Annotated in this window: 10 protein-coding genes; 2 read left to right on the top strand and 8 right to left on the bottom strand. The window is 71.8% G+C overall.

The genetic code is table 11. The annotated features are described in order from the left end of the window. Positions 1-418: 418 nt before the first annotated feature. Complete coding sequence (locus tag AB0E02_RS38915) at positions 419-1426, bottom strand: stage II sporulation protein M (protein ID WP_362149424.1); 1008 nt, start codon at positions 1424-1426, stop codon at positions 419-421. Positions 1427-1541: 115 nt separating this feature from the next. Between AB0E02_RS38915 and AB0E02_RS38910 the strand changes: the two genes are divergently transcribed. After that, on the top strand, positions 1542-2696 hold the full coding sequence (locus AB0E02_RS38910; protein WP_362149421.1) for an RDD family protein: 1155 nt from the start codon (positions 1542-1544) through the stop codon (positions 2694-2696). Between the two features lie 20 nt (positions 2697-2716). On the opposite strand, the gene AB0E02_RS38905 is transcribed toward AB0E02_RS38910, so the two are convergent. Continuing rightward, entirely contained in the window at positions 2717-3331 is a 615-nt protein-coding gene (locus tag AB0E02_RS38905) for a hypothetical protein (RefSeq protein ID WP_362149418.1), read from the bottom strand. A 134-nt stretch (positions 3332-3465) separates the two neighbouring features. Continuing rightward, a complete protein-coding gene (ahcY, locus tag AB0E02_RS38900) occupies positions 3466-4923 on the bottom strand; it encodes an adenosylhomocysteinase (protein ID WP_362149415.1) in 1458 nt (485 codons plus the stop codon). Between the two features lie 795 nt (positions 4924-5718). On the opposite strand from ahcY, the gene AB0E02_RS38895 reads away from it, so the two are divergent. After that, the gene (locus tag AB0E02_RS38895) at positions 5719-8001 is read left to right on the top strand and encodes a PTS fructose transporter subunit IIABC (RefSeq protein ID WP_362149412.1); all 2283 of its coding nucleotides are present in this window, start codon (positions 5719-5721) and stop codon (positions 7999-8001) included. Between the two features lie 238 nt (positions 8002-8239). Here AB0E02_RS38895 and AB0E02_RS38890 read toward each other — a convergent pair whose 3' ends face one another. From AB0E02_RS38890 to AB0E02_RS38870, 5 genes are all read right to left on the bottom strand, one after another. After that, the gene (locus AB0E02_RS38890; RefSeq protein ID WP_362149409.1) at positions 8240-9199 is read right to left on the bottom strand and encodes a cation diffusion facilitator family transporter; all 960 of its coding nucleotides are present in this window, start codon (positions 9197-9199) and stop codon (positions 8240-8242) included. Between the two features lie 297 nt (positions 9200-9496). Further along, positions 9497-10726: a mannose-6-phosphate isomerase, class I gene (gene manA, locus AB0E02_RS38885; RefSeq protein WP_362149406.1), complete on the bottom strand. Its 1230-nt coding sequence runs from the start codon at positions 10724-10726 to the stop codon at positions 9497-9499. Between the two features lie 112 nt (positions 10727-10838). Continuing rightward, positions 10839-11981: an SIS domain-containing protein gene (locus AB0E02_RS38880; RefSeq protein ID WP_362149403.1), complete on the bottom strand. Its 1143-nt coding sequence runs from the start codon at positions 11979-11981 to the stop codon at positions 10839-10841. 78 nt (positions 11982-12059) lie between these two features. Continuing rightward, the gene (locus tag AB0E02_RS38875) at positions 12060-12242 is read right to left on the bottom strand and encodes a Trm112 family protein (protein WP_362149400.1); all 183 of its coding nucleotides are present in this window, start codon (positions 12240-12242) and stop codon (positions 12060-12062) included. A 117-nt stretch (positions 12243-12359) separates the two neighbouring features. Then, positions 12360-13718 (bottom strand): phosphomannomutase/phosphoglucomutase, encoded by a 1359-nt coding sequence (locus AB0E02_RS38870; protein ID WP_362149397.1) that lies wholly within the window; start codon positions 13716-13718, stop codon positions 12360-12362. Positions 13719-14028 lie beyond the last annotated feature (310 nt).

Genomic DNA, 14028 nt, shown 5'->3' with positions numbered 1-14028 from the left:
CCTTTCGGCTTCTTCGCGGTTCCAACCTTACCAGATCCGTTTCCGTCTCCGGCGCCCTGTTGGAGCGGGCTCGGCCGTTCGGCTTTCGCTTTTCGACCTTTCCAACTCTATCAGATCTTGTTCGTTCCGTTTGCCGGTCCGAATTCGTTTCCGATTCCCCGTCGGAGGGGGGTGCCTTTTGGCTTTCCGACTTTATCAGAAGCGTTTCGGGCGAAATAAATCGACCCGGAACTTCCGGTAAGTGGTCGGTTGCGCTTCGTCGAATTCAGGATTCTGGGCGAAGCGGAGAAGAGACTAGCCGTCGCTGATGAACTTGTCCAGTTCGTTGCAACCGTTCGAATCTACCTCCCCCGGCTGCTCGTGTCAACGGTCGCCGGGGCGAAGAGGAGATTAGCAGGTCAGCGGGGCTGTGCGCACATCAGGCGGCGGTGGGGAGGGTGGCGTCGCGGTCGGCGGGGTCGACGTCTCCGGTGGCGCCGGCACGTACCGCCCGGCCGCCCAGTACCTGCACATAGAGCAGGAACGCCAGCTCCGTGGCGGTGCCGATGCCGATGCGTGCCCAGGTGGGCAGGCCGGAGGGGGTGACGAAGGCTTCGAGCGCGCCGGAGACGAAGAGGACGGCGGCGAGTCCTATGGCCACGCCGAGGGCCGAGCGGCCTTCCTGGGCGAGGGCGGTGCGGCGGGTGCGGGGGCCCGGATCGATGAGGGTCCAGCCGAGGCGGAGACCGATGCCGGCGGCGATGAAGACGGCGGTCAGCTCCAGGAGGCCGTGCGGAAGGATCAGGCCCAGGAAGGTGTCGAGGCGGCCCGCCGAGGACATCAGGCCGATGCCGACGCCGAGGTTGAGCATGTTCTGGAAGAGGATCCAGAGGACGGGGAGGCCGAGAAAGGCGCCGAGTACCAGGCACATGGCGACGGCCTGGGCGTTGTTCGTCCATACCTGCGCGGCGAAGGAGGCGGCGGGGTGGCTGGAGTAGTACGTCTCGTACTCACCGCCGGGGCGGGTCATGGCGCGGAGGTCGTCGGGGGCGCCGATGGCCGCCTGGACCTCGGGGTGGGCGGCTATCCACCAGCCCAGGAGGGCGGCCACCACGGTGGAGAGGATCGCGGTGGGGATCCACCAGTGGCGCAGGCGGTAGACCGCGGCCGGAAAAGCGGTGGTGAAGAAGCGCGCGGTGTCCCGCCAGGAGGCCTTGCGGGCGCCGGTGACCGTACTGCGGGCACGGGCCACCAGGGAGGTCAGGCGGGTGGTCAGCGCGGGATCGGGGGCGCTGGAGAGGAGGAGGGAGAGGTGGGTGGTGGTGCGCTGGTAGAGGGCGACCAGTTCGTCGGCCTCGGCACCGGTGAGGCGGCGCTTGCGGTGCAGGAGTGCGTCGAGGCGGTCCCATTCGGCGCGGTGTGCCGCGACGAAGACATCGAGGTCCATACGGGGTCGCTCCTCGTAGCGCCGTGGTGGGTGAGTGCGGAGTCAGCTTGGCAGACTGGCCGGGCCCGACGTGGTGCGGGCGGGGTTTCGGCGAGCGAGAGGGAGTGGGCGCGGCGTGAGTGAGCTCGTCACGGGTGAAGCGGTGGTGCTGGGGCTGCGGCCGGCGAGGTTGCCGAGCCGGGGGCTGGCGATCGCGGTCGATGTGGCCGTGGGCTGGAGCGTGTACATCGCGGTGACGATGCTGCTGGTCGGCGCGACGTCGTCGATGGACAGTGCGGCGGTGGCTGCCGTGTCGGTGGCGACGTTCCTGTTGGTGCAGGTCGGGATTCCGATCGTGATCGAGACGCTGAGCCACGGGCGGTCGCTGGGCAAGGTGATCTGCGGGCTGCGGGTCGTCCGGGAGGACGGCGGGCCGATCCGGTTCCGGCACGCGCTGGTGCGGGGTGCCATGGGGACCATCGAGATCGTGCTGACCATGGGGGTGGTGGCGGCGATCGCCTCACTGGTGTCCGCGCGGGGGCGCCGGGTGGGGGACGTGTTCGCCGGGACGCTGGTCATACGGGAGCGGATGCCGGCGGCCGAGGTGGGGACGGCGCTGCCGCCGCCTCCTGCGTGGCTGGTGGCGGAGCTCGGGGCGCTGGATCTGTCGCGGGTGCCGGACGCGTGGTGGCTGACCCTCCGGCAGTACCTGGCTCGGATGGGGCAGCTCGACGCGCAGGTCGGGGCGGCGATGGCGGGGCGGCTGGCGGAGGATCTCCGGAGGTTCACCGGGGTACCGGTGCCGGATGGGGCGCATCCGGCGGCGTACCTGGCGGCGGTGGTCGGGGAGCGGCAGGGGCGGGAGTCGCGGCGGGCGTTCGGAACGGCGGCAGCGAGTCATGGGGCGGTCGGTACGACCGGAGAGGGCGCGGCGGCGTACGGGGCCGGGCCGGGGGCCTCTGTGTCGGATGCCTCGCCGTATGTCTCGCCGTATGTCGCGTCCGAGGGGTCGTCGTTCGCCTCGCCGTATGGGCCGTCGGCAGCTTCGGCTGGGGCTTCGGCGGCTCCGGGTGGGGCTTCGGCAGGGGCTTCTTGGTCGTTGCCGTCCTCGCCGTCGTCTTCCCCTCCCGCTTCGGCGCCCTCTTTCGCTCCCTCTTCTCCTTCTTCCGCTCCTTCTTCTTCCGCTCCCTCTTCCCCGGCGTCTTCCGGGTCGGCTCCTTCGGCGGCTGGGGGGCCGGTTTCCTCGGCGGAGTCTCGGCCGCCGCGTAGGGGGTTCGCGCCGCCGATGTGAGGGCGGGGGCGGCGGCCGGGTCAGGTGAAGGTGGACGGCGGGGAGTCGAGGGATTCGAGTTCGATGCCGGGGGCGGAGAGGACCACGTCGCCGGTGAGGTGGACGGAGTGCTGCTCACCGGTCTCCAGGTCGTTGACCTGGTACTCGTCCGCGATGAGGGGGGCGTTGTCAGTGGCGTGTGGTGTGCTGTTGAGCAGGGCCCAGGACTGATCGAGCGTGCGGGGGGCGAGGACGGGGGGTGTGAAGGCGACGAGGCGGGCGCGGACGGCGCCGGCGCCCAGAGCCGGGCGCAGCAGCCGGGCGGTCGCGATGAGGAAAGCGGGGGACGCGCCGGTGAAGGCGTGGGCGCGGACGTTGCCTTCGGTGGCGTGGGTGCCGGTCGGGTCGGTGCGTACCCAGGTGACGCCGTCCAGGGCGGCGCCGCGGACCTGCCAGGCGGAGGCGTGGAGTTCGAGTCGGATGGGGCGGCCGAGGTCGTCGAGGGTGAGGTCGACGGAGCCGATGTGGTCGCCGGAGGGGTTGGTGATCTGGGAGACGTAGCGCCAGCCGGAGGGGCCGGTGGCGCAGTGGAAGTGTTCTTCGCCGAGGGGGGTGTGATCGTGCGGGTCGTGGAGGGAGTAGTGGCCGCGGGGCATGAGGCGTGCAGTCCTTCGAGCGGCGACGGTTCGGTGCGTCGGGGGCGGTGCGGTACGGGGCCGGTACGGGCCAGGCCCCCGCCGTGAGTGGCGAGGGCCTGGATCAACCGGCTGCTGAAGCGTGGTGCTCGGTATCAGTAGCGGTAGTGGTCGGACTTGTACGGGCCCTCGACGGGGACGCCGATGTAGGCGGCCTGCTCCGGACGGAGCTCGGTGAGCTTGACGCCCAGCGAGTCGAGGTGGAGACGGGCGACCTTCTCGTCCAGGTGCTTGGGGAGGACGTAGACGTCGGTCGGGTACTGCTCCGGCTTGGTGAACAGCTCGATCTGGGCCAGCGTCTGGTCCGCGAACGAGTTGGACATCACGAAGGACGGGTGACCGGTGGCGTTGCCGAGGTTCAGCAGGCGGCCCTCGGACAGCACGATCAGGACCTTGCCGTCGGGGTGGGTCCAGGTGTGGACCTGCGGCTTGACCTCGTCCTTGACGATGCCGGGGAGCTCCGCCAGGCCGGCCATGTCGATCTCGTTGTCGAAGTGGCCGATGTTGCCGACGATCGCCTGGTGCTTCATCCGCGCCATGTCGGAGGCCAGGATGATGTCCTTGTTTCCGGTCGTGGTGACGAAGATGTCGGCGGTCTCGACGACCTCGTCGAGGGTGGTGACCTGGTAGCCGTCCATGGCGGCCTGCAGGGCACAGATCGGGTCGATCTCGGTGATGATCACGCGGGCGCCCTGGCCGCGCAGGGACTCGGCGCAGCCCTTGCCGACGTCGCCGTAGCCGCAGACGACGGCGGTCTTGCCGCCGATCAGGACGTCGGTGGCGCGGTTGATGCCGTCGATGAGGGAGTGCCGGCAGCCGTACTTGTTGTCGAACTTCGACTTGGTGACGGCGTCGTTCACGTTGATCGCGGGGAAGAGGAGCTCGCCGTCGCGCTGCATCTCGTAGAGACGGTGCACGCCGGTGGTGGTCTCCTCGGTGACACCGCGGATCTCCGAGGCCAGCTTGGTCCACTTCTGCGGGTTCTCGGCGAGGGTGCGGGTGAGCAGCTCCAGGATGGCGCGGTGCTCGTCGCTCTCGGCGGTCTCGACGGCGGGGACCTTGCCGGCCTTCTCGTACTCGACGCCCTTGTGGACGAGGAGGGTGGCGTCGCCGCCGTCGTCCAGGATCATGTTCGGGCCGCCGGTGGGCGAGTTCGGCCAGGTCAGCGCCTGCTCCGTGCACCACCAGTACTCGTCGAGGGTCTCGCCCTTCCAGGCGAAGACCGGGACGCCCTGGGGGTTGTCCGGGGTGCCGTCGGGGCCGACCGCGATGGCGGCCGCGGCGTGGTCCTGGGTGGAGAAGATGTTGCAGGACGCCCAGCGGACCTCGGCGCCGAGGGCGACCAGGGTCTCGATCAGGACGGCGGTCTGCACGGTCATGTGCAGCGAGCCGGTGACACGGGCGCCGGCCAGCGGCTGCGCGGCGGCGTACTCCTTGCGGATCGCCATCAGACCGGGCATCTCGTGCTCGGCGAGGGTGATTTCCTTACGGCCGAAGGCGGCGAGGGACAGGTCGGCGACCTTGAAGTCCTGGCCGGTGGCTGCTGTCGTCATGCGGGCTGCTCCTAGAAGCGTCGCGTGGTTTCGGGCTGGGCAGTCTGCGGCGCGGGCTGGGGTTCGTCAGCGGTGGCTGACAGAAGGAGCGTACGCAGAGGCCGACTCGCCTCTCCGGACACACCTGTCCCCTGGCCGCAGCGCAGTCCGTCGGAGGCCCTCTCTCCCTCGGCCGGTCCGCGGGGCGGGCCGACCGACCGCCATCAGCAGCGACGTCTGGCACTGGTCACGAATCTACACCGATCGGCCCAGTGAACCCCAGCCCGGAGGGGAGCCGGGAGGGCTGGTTCCGTGCGGTCCCGGCCAGGAGGGGGGCGGGTGACCGGTGGGTGGGGGTGGGGGCTGCAGGTGGGCGGCGGGGGGCTGAGGGCCGGGGGCTCGGGGTTCCGGGGGACTCGGGGTTCCGGGGGTCAGCGTTCCGCGGGGCTCAGGGTTGCGGGGGGACTCAGGGTTCGGAGGGACGGCGGTGGGCTGGTGGCGGTCCGGCGGGGTGGGGCGGCTAGGCGGGGCGGCTAGGCGGGGCGGGCGGAGGTTGAGGGGAGGTGAGGTGCAGGTAGGTGGAGGGGAGCCCTTGCGGGCGGGGTGCGTAGGCGTGTGCAGGAAGGCTCGTGAGGGGGTGGGGGGGCGTGTGCGAGAAGGATTGTGAGGGGTGTGGAGGGGGCTGCGGGAAGGTGCGTGACGGGGGACGGAAGGTGGGGTGGGAGGGGTTTGCGGCGGCGGGGTCGTCGTGCAGGATGCCTGGAGCGCGCGACCCGGAACGTCTGGATGACCGCGCATGTTCGTGAGGAGAACCACGTGACCACGAGTCCAGCTGATCCCCCCGAGGGTGCGGGGACGGAGGGGCAGGGGCTGAAGCTGCTCGCAGTGACGGCCTGCCCGACCGGTATCGCCCACACGTATATGGCCGCCGAGAAACTGACCCAGGCGGCCCGGTCGCTCGGTCATCGGATCAAGGTGGAGACCCAAGGGTCCATCGGGGCTGAGAACGTACTGTCTGACAACGATGTCAGAGAGGCGGACGGGATCATCATCGCGGCGGACAAGGACGTCGACCGCAGCCGGTTCGCCGGCAAGAGGGTGCTGGCGGTCGGGGTCGCCGAGGGGATCCATCACCCCGAGCAGCTGATCGAGCGGGTGCGGAGCGCGTCGGTGTACGGGGGCGGGGACGGCGATGGCGCCGGTACCGGTGGCGGTACCGGGGACCGTGCGGCGGCCGGTACGGCGACGGCGTCGGGCAGCGGCGGCAAGGAGCGCAGCGTCGCGTACAAGGCGCTGATGAATGGCGTCAGCTACATGATTCCGTTCGTGGTGGTCGGCGGGCTGCTGATCGCGATATCGCTGGCGCTGGGCGGGCATCCGCAGGCGGACGGCGGTCTGGTGATCCCGGACGGTTCGTTCTGGAAGCACGTCAATGACGTCGGGGTCATCGGCTTCACGCTGATGGTGCCGATCCTGTCCGGCTACATCGCCTATGCGATCGGTGATCGGCCGGCGCTGGTGCCGGGCATGATCGGCGGCTGGATCGCCAATACGGGCGCGCTGTACGACTCCAAGGCGGGCGCGGGTTTCATCGGTGCGATCGTCACCGGATTCCTGGCCGGCTATCTGGTGCAGTGGATCAAGAAGGTCAGGGTCCCGAAGTTCGTCCAGCCGATCATGCCGATCATCGTGATCCCGATCGTGGCAACCACAGCGCTCGGGCTGTTCTTCATCTACGTGATCGGCAAACCGGTCGCCTGGGTGTTCACACACCTCACGGGGTGGCTCGGTGGGATGACCGGGTCGAGTGCGATCCTGCTCGGCGCGATCCTCGGGCTGATGATCGCGTTCGACATGGGTGGTCCGGTCAACAAGACCGCGTTCCTGTTCGGCGCGGGACTGATCGCGTCCGGCAACCAGACGGTGATGGGCATGTGTGCGGCGGCGATTCCGGTCATGCCGCTGGGTCAGGGGCTGGCCACGCTGATCCGCCGTCGGCTGTACTCCGAGCAGGAGCGTGAGACCGGCATGGCGGCGCTGTTCATGGGGCTCTTCGGGATCTCGGAGGGTGCGATTCCGTTCGCCGCGGCCCGGCCCGCCCAGGTCATTCCGGCGAACATGCTCGGTGGCGCGGTGGCCGGTGCGGTCGCGGGGATGACCGGGGTGACGGATGCGGTGCCGCACGGCGGGCCGATCGTGGCGGTGCTGGGGGCGGTCGGCGGAGTACCGGCGTTCTTCCTCGCCGTGGTGATCGGGGCGGTGGTCACGGCTCTGGCGACGGTGGCGCTGGTCGATCTTTCGGAACGGCGGAAGGGTGGGGCGGCCGTCGCGGCGAGCTCCGCTTCAGAGAGCCGTGCTTCAGAGAGCCCCGCTTCAGAGACTGGGGGCGAGTCGGGCGCGTCGGGCGAGTCGGGCGTGGTGGACGAGGTGGCCGGGGTGGGCGAGTCGGCTGTGGCGGACGAGCTGGTCGCGGTCGGTGGGGCCAGGGCAGCTGAGGTGGCTGGGATGGCCAGCAGGACTGGGGTGGCTGGCATGGCGGGCGGGACCGGTGAGACGTCTACTGCCGCACCTGTTGGGGCTGCTGAAGCTGCTGCTGCGGGTGCAGCGGCGGGGTCGTCGGAGGCGGCGAATGCGGCGGGTCGGGAGGTGCTGCCGGGGTACCTCGCCGAGGAGACCGTCAAGACGGAACTCGCCGCCGACGACAAGGAAGCGGCGATCCGTGAGATGGCGGAACTGGTGGCGGGCACCGGCCGCGTGACGGATGTGGCCGAGCTGGTGCGGGTGGCGCTGGCCCGGGAGGCGCAGGGCACCACCGGGCTCGGTGAGGAGATCGCCATTCCGCACGCCAAGACGGACGCGGTGAGCGCGCCGGTCGTCGGGTTCGCGCGGTCCGCGGAGGGGATCGACTGGGGTTCGCTGGACGGCACGCCGGCCCGACTGGTCTTCCTGATCGCGGTTCCGGAGGCGGCGGCCGGGGACGAGCATCTACGGATCCTGGCGCTGCTGTCGCGGAAGTTGATGGACGCGGAGTTCCGGGCGCGGCTGCAGGAGGCGGCGGACACGGAGGCGCTGCTGGGCGTTCTCGGGGAGGTCCGGTAAGGGGCCAGGGGCCCCAGCCAAGGCTCGGGAGATCCAGTAGGGATCCGGAGGGGCCGGGGTGGGGGGCGGGGTGGGGAGGTTCCCTAGGGAGGGGTCGAACAGATCCCGTAAGGGGTGCGCGGGCCCCCTTGGGGCCGTCAACGCGGCGGGGGCGGGAGGTATTCCCATGGGTGGGCCCCCGCACTCCAACGGAGTGTGGGGGCCCGTTCGTTGCCGAGTTTCAGGCAGCGCCTGGGGGTCAGTGGTTGCCCGGTGTCTTCGTCGGGTCGGGGCCCTTGGCGGCGGTGGCCTCGTGGTAGATGTCCGGTTCGAGGTAGATGACGCGGGCGATCGGGACGGCCTCGCGGATGCGGGCCTCGGCGGCGTTGATGGCGTCGGCGATCTGGACGGCGGTGTCGTCGTGCCGGACCGCGATCTTGGCGGCGACCAGCAGTTCCTCGGGGCCGAGGTGGAGCGTGCGCATGTGGATCACGCGGGTGACGACGTCGCCGTCGACGACCGCGGCGCGGATCATGGCGACCTGTTCGGGACCGGCCGCCTCGCCGAGCAGCAGCGACTTGGTCTCGGCGGCCAGGACGAGCGCGATCAGCACCAGCAGCGCGCCGATGCACATGGTGCCGATGCCGTCCCAGATGCCGTTGCCGGTGAGGAGGGTGAGGCCGACGCCGCCCAGGGCGAGGACCAGGCCGACCAGGGCGCCGAAGTCCTCCAGCAGCACCACGGGCAGCTCGGGGGCCTTGGCTCGGCGTACGAACTGGACCCAGGTCTGCTTGCCGCGCAGCTCGTTGGACTCCTTTATGGCCGTGCGGAAGGAGAAGCCCTCGGCGATCACGGCGAAGACCAGGACGCCGATCGGCCAGTACCAGGCCTCCAGCGGGTGCGGTTCGTGGATCTTCTCGTAGCCCTCGTAGAGGGCGAAGACGCCGCCGATGGTGAACAGGACGATGGAGACCAGGAAGCCGTAGATGTAGCGCTCCCGGCCGTAGCCGAAGGGGTGTTCCTCGGTGGCCGCGCGCTTCGCCTTCTTGCCGCCGAGCAGCAGCAGGCCCTGGTTGCCGGAGTCCGCGATGGAGTGCACGCCTTCGGCCAGCATCGAGGACGAGCCGCTGAAGGCGAAGGCCACGAACTTCGCTGCGGCGATCGCCAGGTTGGCGCCCAGCGCCGCAACGATCGCCTTTGTCCCGCCTGATGCGCTCATAAGTGCCGCATGTCCCTTCCGTCGACGGGGCTCGCCGCTTTACCGCCCCTTTAATGCTGTGCGGCGGTCATTGTTGCAGCCCGGCGTCCGGCGGCCGCGAGGAGGCCACCTGGCGGACGGTCTCCGCGTGCGGTTCCGGACGGACTCCCGTGTGGTTCCCGGAGGTGATCCGTGCGACCCCCGGGCGGACTCACCGTACGGTCCCCGTCGCGCTGTGCCACCAGGCGGGCCCGGCCCGAGTCCGGGGCCATCGTTCCGCCCCCCACTACGGGCGCGCGATCGCCCCCGCCTGCTGCCCTACGCCACCACCGTCGCCCGGAAGAGCGTGCCCTCGCCGGTGAGGGTGAGGGGCTCGCCGGCCGGTACGAAGGCGGACTGGCCGGGGGCCAGGGTCAGTTCGGCCGGTGCGGCGGCCGATGCCGCGGCCGGTTGTCCGGCCGGGTCGGCGTGGAGGTGGACGGTGCCCGCCGTGCACAGCAGGATCTGCGGGGTGGCGGAGGCGAGCGGGTGCGGGGCGGCGCCGGGGGCGAGGACGAAGCGGGAGAGCCGGAACTCGTCGACGGGGGTGTCGTAGACCTCTTCGCCGCCGATGTCCTCGGGGCGCAGGACGCCCGCGTCGCCGGCTTCGAAGCGGACCACCCGCAGGAGTTCGGGGACGTCGACGTGCTTGGGGGTCAGCCCGCAGCGCAGCACGTTGTCGGAGTTGGCCATCAGCTCGACGCCGAGGCCGCTGATGTAGGCGTGCGGGATGCCGGCGCCGAGGAAGAGGGCCTCGCCGGGCTGGAGCCGGACGTGGTTGAGGAGCATGGCGGCGAGCACGCCGGGGTCGCCGGGGTAGTGGTGGGCGAGGCCGGCGTAGGCGGCGTAGGCGTCGGCGTGCGGGCCGCCCTTGGCGGCGAGTTGGCCGGCGGCTACGGCGGTGCGTTCGACGGTGCCGGCGATGGCGTGGTGTTCGGCGCTGAGGACGGCGGTGAGGACCTCGCGCAGCGCGTCCGCCTCGGGGCTGGCGCGCAGGATGTCGACGTACGGCGTGAGGTCGTCGACGCCGAGGTCTTCGAGGAGGTCGGCGGTCTGTGCCGGGTGCCGGAAGCCGCACAGGCCCTCGAAGGGCGTGAGGGCGCAGATCAGCTCGGGCTTGTGGTTGGCGTCCTTGTAGTTGCGGTGGGGGGCGTCGAGCGGCACGCCGCGCCGCTCCTCTTCGGCGAAGCCCTCGCGGGCCTGGGTCAGGTCGGGGTGGACCTGGAGGGAGAGCGGTGAGCCGGCGGCGAGCAGCTTGAGCAGGAAGGGCAGCCGGGGGCCGAAGGCGCGGACGGCGCCGGGGCCGAGTTCGGCCTCGGGGTCGGCCTCGATGATCTCGGCGAGGGAGCGGGGGCCGGTGCCGCGGTCGAGGCGGGAGGGGGCGCCGGGGTGGGCACCCATCCACATCTCGGCCTGGGGTTCGCCGGTGGGTGCGGTGCCGAGGAGCTCCGGGAGGGCGGTGGTGGAGCCCCAGGCGTAGGGGCGCACGGTATTGGCGAGGCGGTCCATGGGGTGCTGCTTCCTGAGGTCGTCCGGGGCGGCGGGCGGGCTCGCGGGGTGCGGCTCGCGGGCCCGCGGGTGCGGGCCGGCCGGCCCGTGCGTGCGGGCCGACCGTCAAAGATCACTCGGTGCCGGCGAGCGCCAGGTAAACGGCGCCGAAATCTGCGATGGCGAGTAGTTCCGCGGCCATCTCCAGGTCGCTGCCGGGGCCCGGCTGGAGTTCGGTGAGGGCGGTGTCGCGTTCCTCGGCGAGGGTCTGGGCGGCGCGGGTGGCGGACAGCGTGCCGGGCTCCTGGTCCCGCAGCAGCACGACGCGGGCGTGCAGGGCGGTCGCGGTGGGCTGTTCGACGCGGTCGCGGAAGAAGTCGTCCGGGTCGGTGCCGGGGGCGAGGGCGCCGGCGAGCAGGGTGCGGTGGGTGGTGAGCGCCTCGGGGAGTTCGGCGGCGAGGGCCGGGCGGCCGGCGAGGCCGGCGAGTTCGGTGGCGAAGTGCCGGCCGACGGCGTGCGCGAGGGTGCCCTCGGTCCAGATGAGCGGGAGCGCGTCGGCGAGGTGGGCGGCGAGGGCCTTGCCCGGGTTGGAGTAGGTGGGGATGGCCGGGCCGCAGCGTTCGGCGAGGTGGTCGAGGCGGTCGGCGAGTTTGCCGAGGGCGTCCTGCGGGGCGCTGATCAGGCCGATCCGGTCGGCGAGCGAGAGCAGCGGGATGAGGACGGACCAGAGGGTGCCGGGGGCGGCCGGCGGGGCGCCCTCGACGTCGAACTCGGCGTCGTAGGCGGTGGTGGCGAGCGGTACGGCGAGGCCGCGGGCCTGGATGACGGCCTCGGCGAGCGGGCCGCCGGCGGGGGTGACGGCGACGACGGCGCAGCCGCGGCGGTAGGCCTGTTCGACGAGTTCGGCGAGGCCGGGGTCGGCGGCGTCCGGGCCGACGAGGAGCAGCAGGTCGAGCGGGCCGGCCCAGCCGGGCAGGGTCCAGCGCAGCGCCCCGGGCAGCGGGGCGACGCCGGTGGGCTGGATGAGGCTGACCGGGCAGCTGCCGCCGCTGAGGGCGCGCAGCAGGTCGGCGACGCCGGCCGCGGCGGGGCCGGGGCCGGCGACGAGGACGGCGCGCGGCCGGCCGTCGGGGGTCAGTTCGGGGATGCCGGATTCGGCGGCGCTGCGGGCGGCGGTGCGGGCCCGGGCGCCGGCTTCGGCGACGCCGCGCAGCAGGCCGAAGCGGTCGGCGCCGGCCAGTGCGTCAGGGGTGTCGAGGAGGGACTCGTCGAGCATGGTGGGCGCGGCCTCCGATCGCCGGTACGGGCGGGTTGTGCCGGGCGGTGCCGGGCCCGCGGACCCGGCGGGCCCGGGTCAGGCGGGGCGGCGTGCTTCGTCGACGAGGAGTACGGGGATGCCGTCCCGGACGGGGTACGCGAGGCCGCAGTCGCCGGAGGTGCAGATCAGCTCGGCCGGGTCGGACGCGGTCCGGTCCTCCAGGGGGGCGTGGCACGCCGGACAGGCGAGGATCTGGATCAAGCTGGCGTCGACCGGCATGGGCGCTGCTCCTTCGGGTGGTTGCGGCGTGGCCAGCGTACCGCCGGTGGGGCGGGCGCGGCCTGCTCGGCGGGGTGTGGCGGGACGGGCGGGGCGGGTGCCCCGCCCGTCGGAGGGTCAGCCGCGGATGATCGCCAGGGCCTCGTCGCGGACCCGGGCGACGGTGTCGGCGTCGCGGGCCTCGGCGTTCAGGCGCAGCAGCGGCTCGGTGTTGGAGGGCCGGACGTTGAACCACCAGTCGTCGGCGGTGACGGTCAGGCCGTCCAGTTCGTCGAGGGTGATGCCCTCGCGGCCCTCGTAGGCGGCCTTGATCGCGGCGAGCCGGCCGGTCTGGTCGTCGACGGTGCTGTTGATCTCGCCGGAGGCGGCGTAGCGGTCGTACTCGGCGACCAGTTGCGACAGCGGGCGGTCCTGGCCGCCGAGGGCCGCGAGGACGTGCAGGGCGGCGAGCATGCCGGTGTCGGCGTTCCAGAAGTCGCGGAAGTAGTAGTGCGCGGAGTGCTCGCCGCCGAAGACGGCGCCGGTCCTGGCCATCTCCTCCTTGATGAACGAGTGCCCGACGCGGGTGCGTACCGGGGCGCCGCCGTTCTCCTTGACGACCTCGGGGACGGACCAGGAGGTGATGCAGTTGTGGATGACGGTGGAGCCGGGGTGCTTGGCCAGCTCGCGGGCGGCGACCAGGGCGGTGATCGCGGACGGGGAGACCGGGTCGCCGTTCTCGTCGACGACGAAGCAGCGGTCGGCGTCGCCGTCGAAGGCGATACCGAGGTCGGCGCCGGTCTCGCGGACCCGGGCCTGGAGGTCGACGATGTTCTTCGGGTCGAGCGGGTTGGCCTCGTGGTGGGGGAAGGAGCCGTCCAACTCGAAGTACAGGGCGTCGAGTTCGAGCGGCAGCCCGGCGAAGACGGTGGGGACGGTGTGGCCGCCCATGCCGTTGCCGGCGTCCACGACGACCTTCAGGGGGCGGATCGCGGTGAGGTCGACCAGGCTGCGCAGGTGGGATCCGTAGTCGGCGAGCACGTCGCGTTCGCCGATGGTGCCGGAGGTGGCGGCCGGCTCGGGGGCGCCCTCGTCGGACCAGCGCTCGACCAGGGCGCGGATGTCGGCGAGGCCGGTGTCCTGGCCGACGGGGGCGGCGCCGGCCCGGCACATCTTGATGCCGTTGTACTGAGCCGGGTTGTGCGAGGCGGTGAACATGGCGCCGGGCAGGCCGAGGGAGCCGCTGGCGAAGTACAGCTCGTCGGTGGAGCACAGGCCGATCAGGGTGACGTCCGCGCCGCGGGCCGCGGCCCCGCGCGCGAAGGCCGTGGCCAGGCCCGGCGAGGAGGGACGCATGTCGTGCCCGATCACGATCGCGTCCGCGCCGGTGACCTCGACGAAGGCCGCGCCGAACAGCTCGGAGAGCGGTTCGTCCCACTGGGTGGGGACGACACCGCGTACGTCGTATGCCTTGACGATGTGCGACAGGTCAGTCACGAGCGGGTCCTCCTGGGGTGTGTTCGGGACACCCCAAACCTACCGGGGGCCGCTTTGGGGTGCCTCCCACGTACCTGTCTGGCCCGCCGTCGGGGTTGCTCGCCGTTGCGCTTTGCGGCGCCCCGCACGTAGCCGTCTGCTGCGCCGCGGTTGTTGGTCGCCGTTGCGCTTTGCGGCGCCGCGTACGTGGCTGTCTGCTGCGCCGCGGTTGTTGGTCGCCGTTGCGCCTGCGGCGGGCTGGGTGGTGTCGGGTGCGGTGACGGGCCTCCGGGGCCGGTTGTGTGGACTGCTGTCGCTTTACGTCCACACA

This window comes from Streptomyces sp. NPDC048196 (genome assembly GCF_040652715.1).
Lineage (GTDB): Bacteria > Actinomycetota > Actinomycetes > Streptomycetales > Streptomycetaceae > Streptomyces > Streptomyces siderophoricus.
Note: the sequence above shows the minus strand (reverse complement) of the source record. Positions and strands in the feature narration are given on the sequence as shown.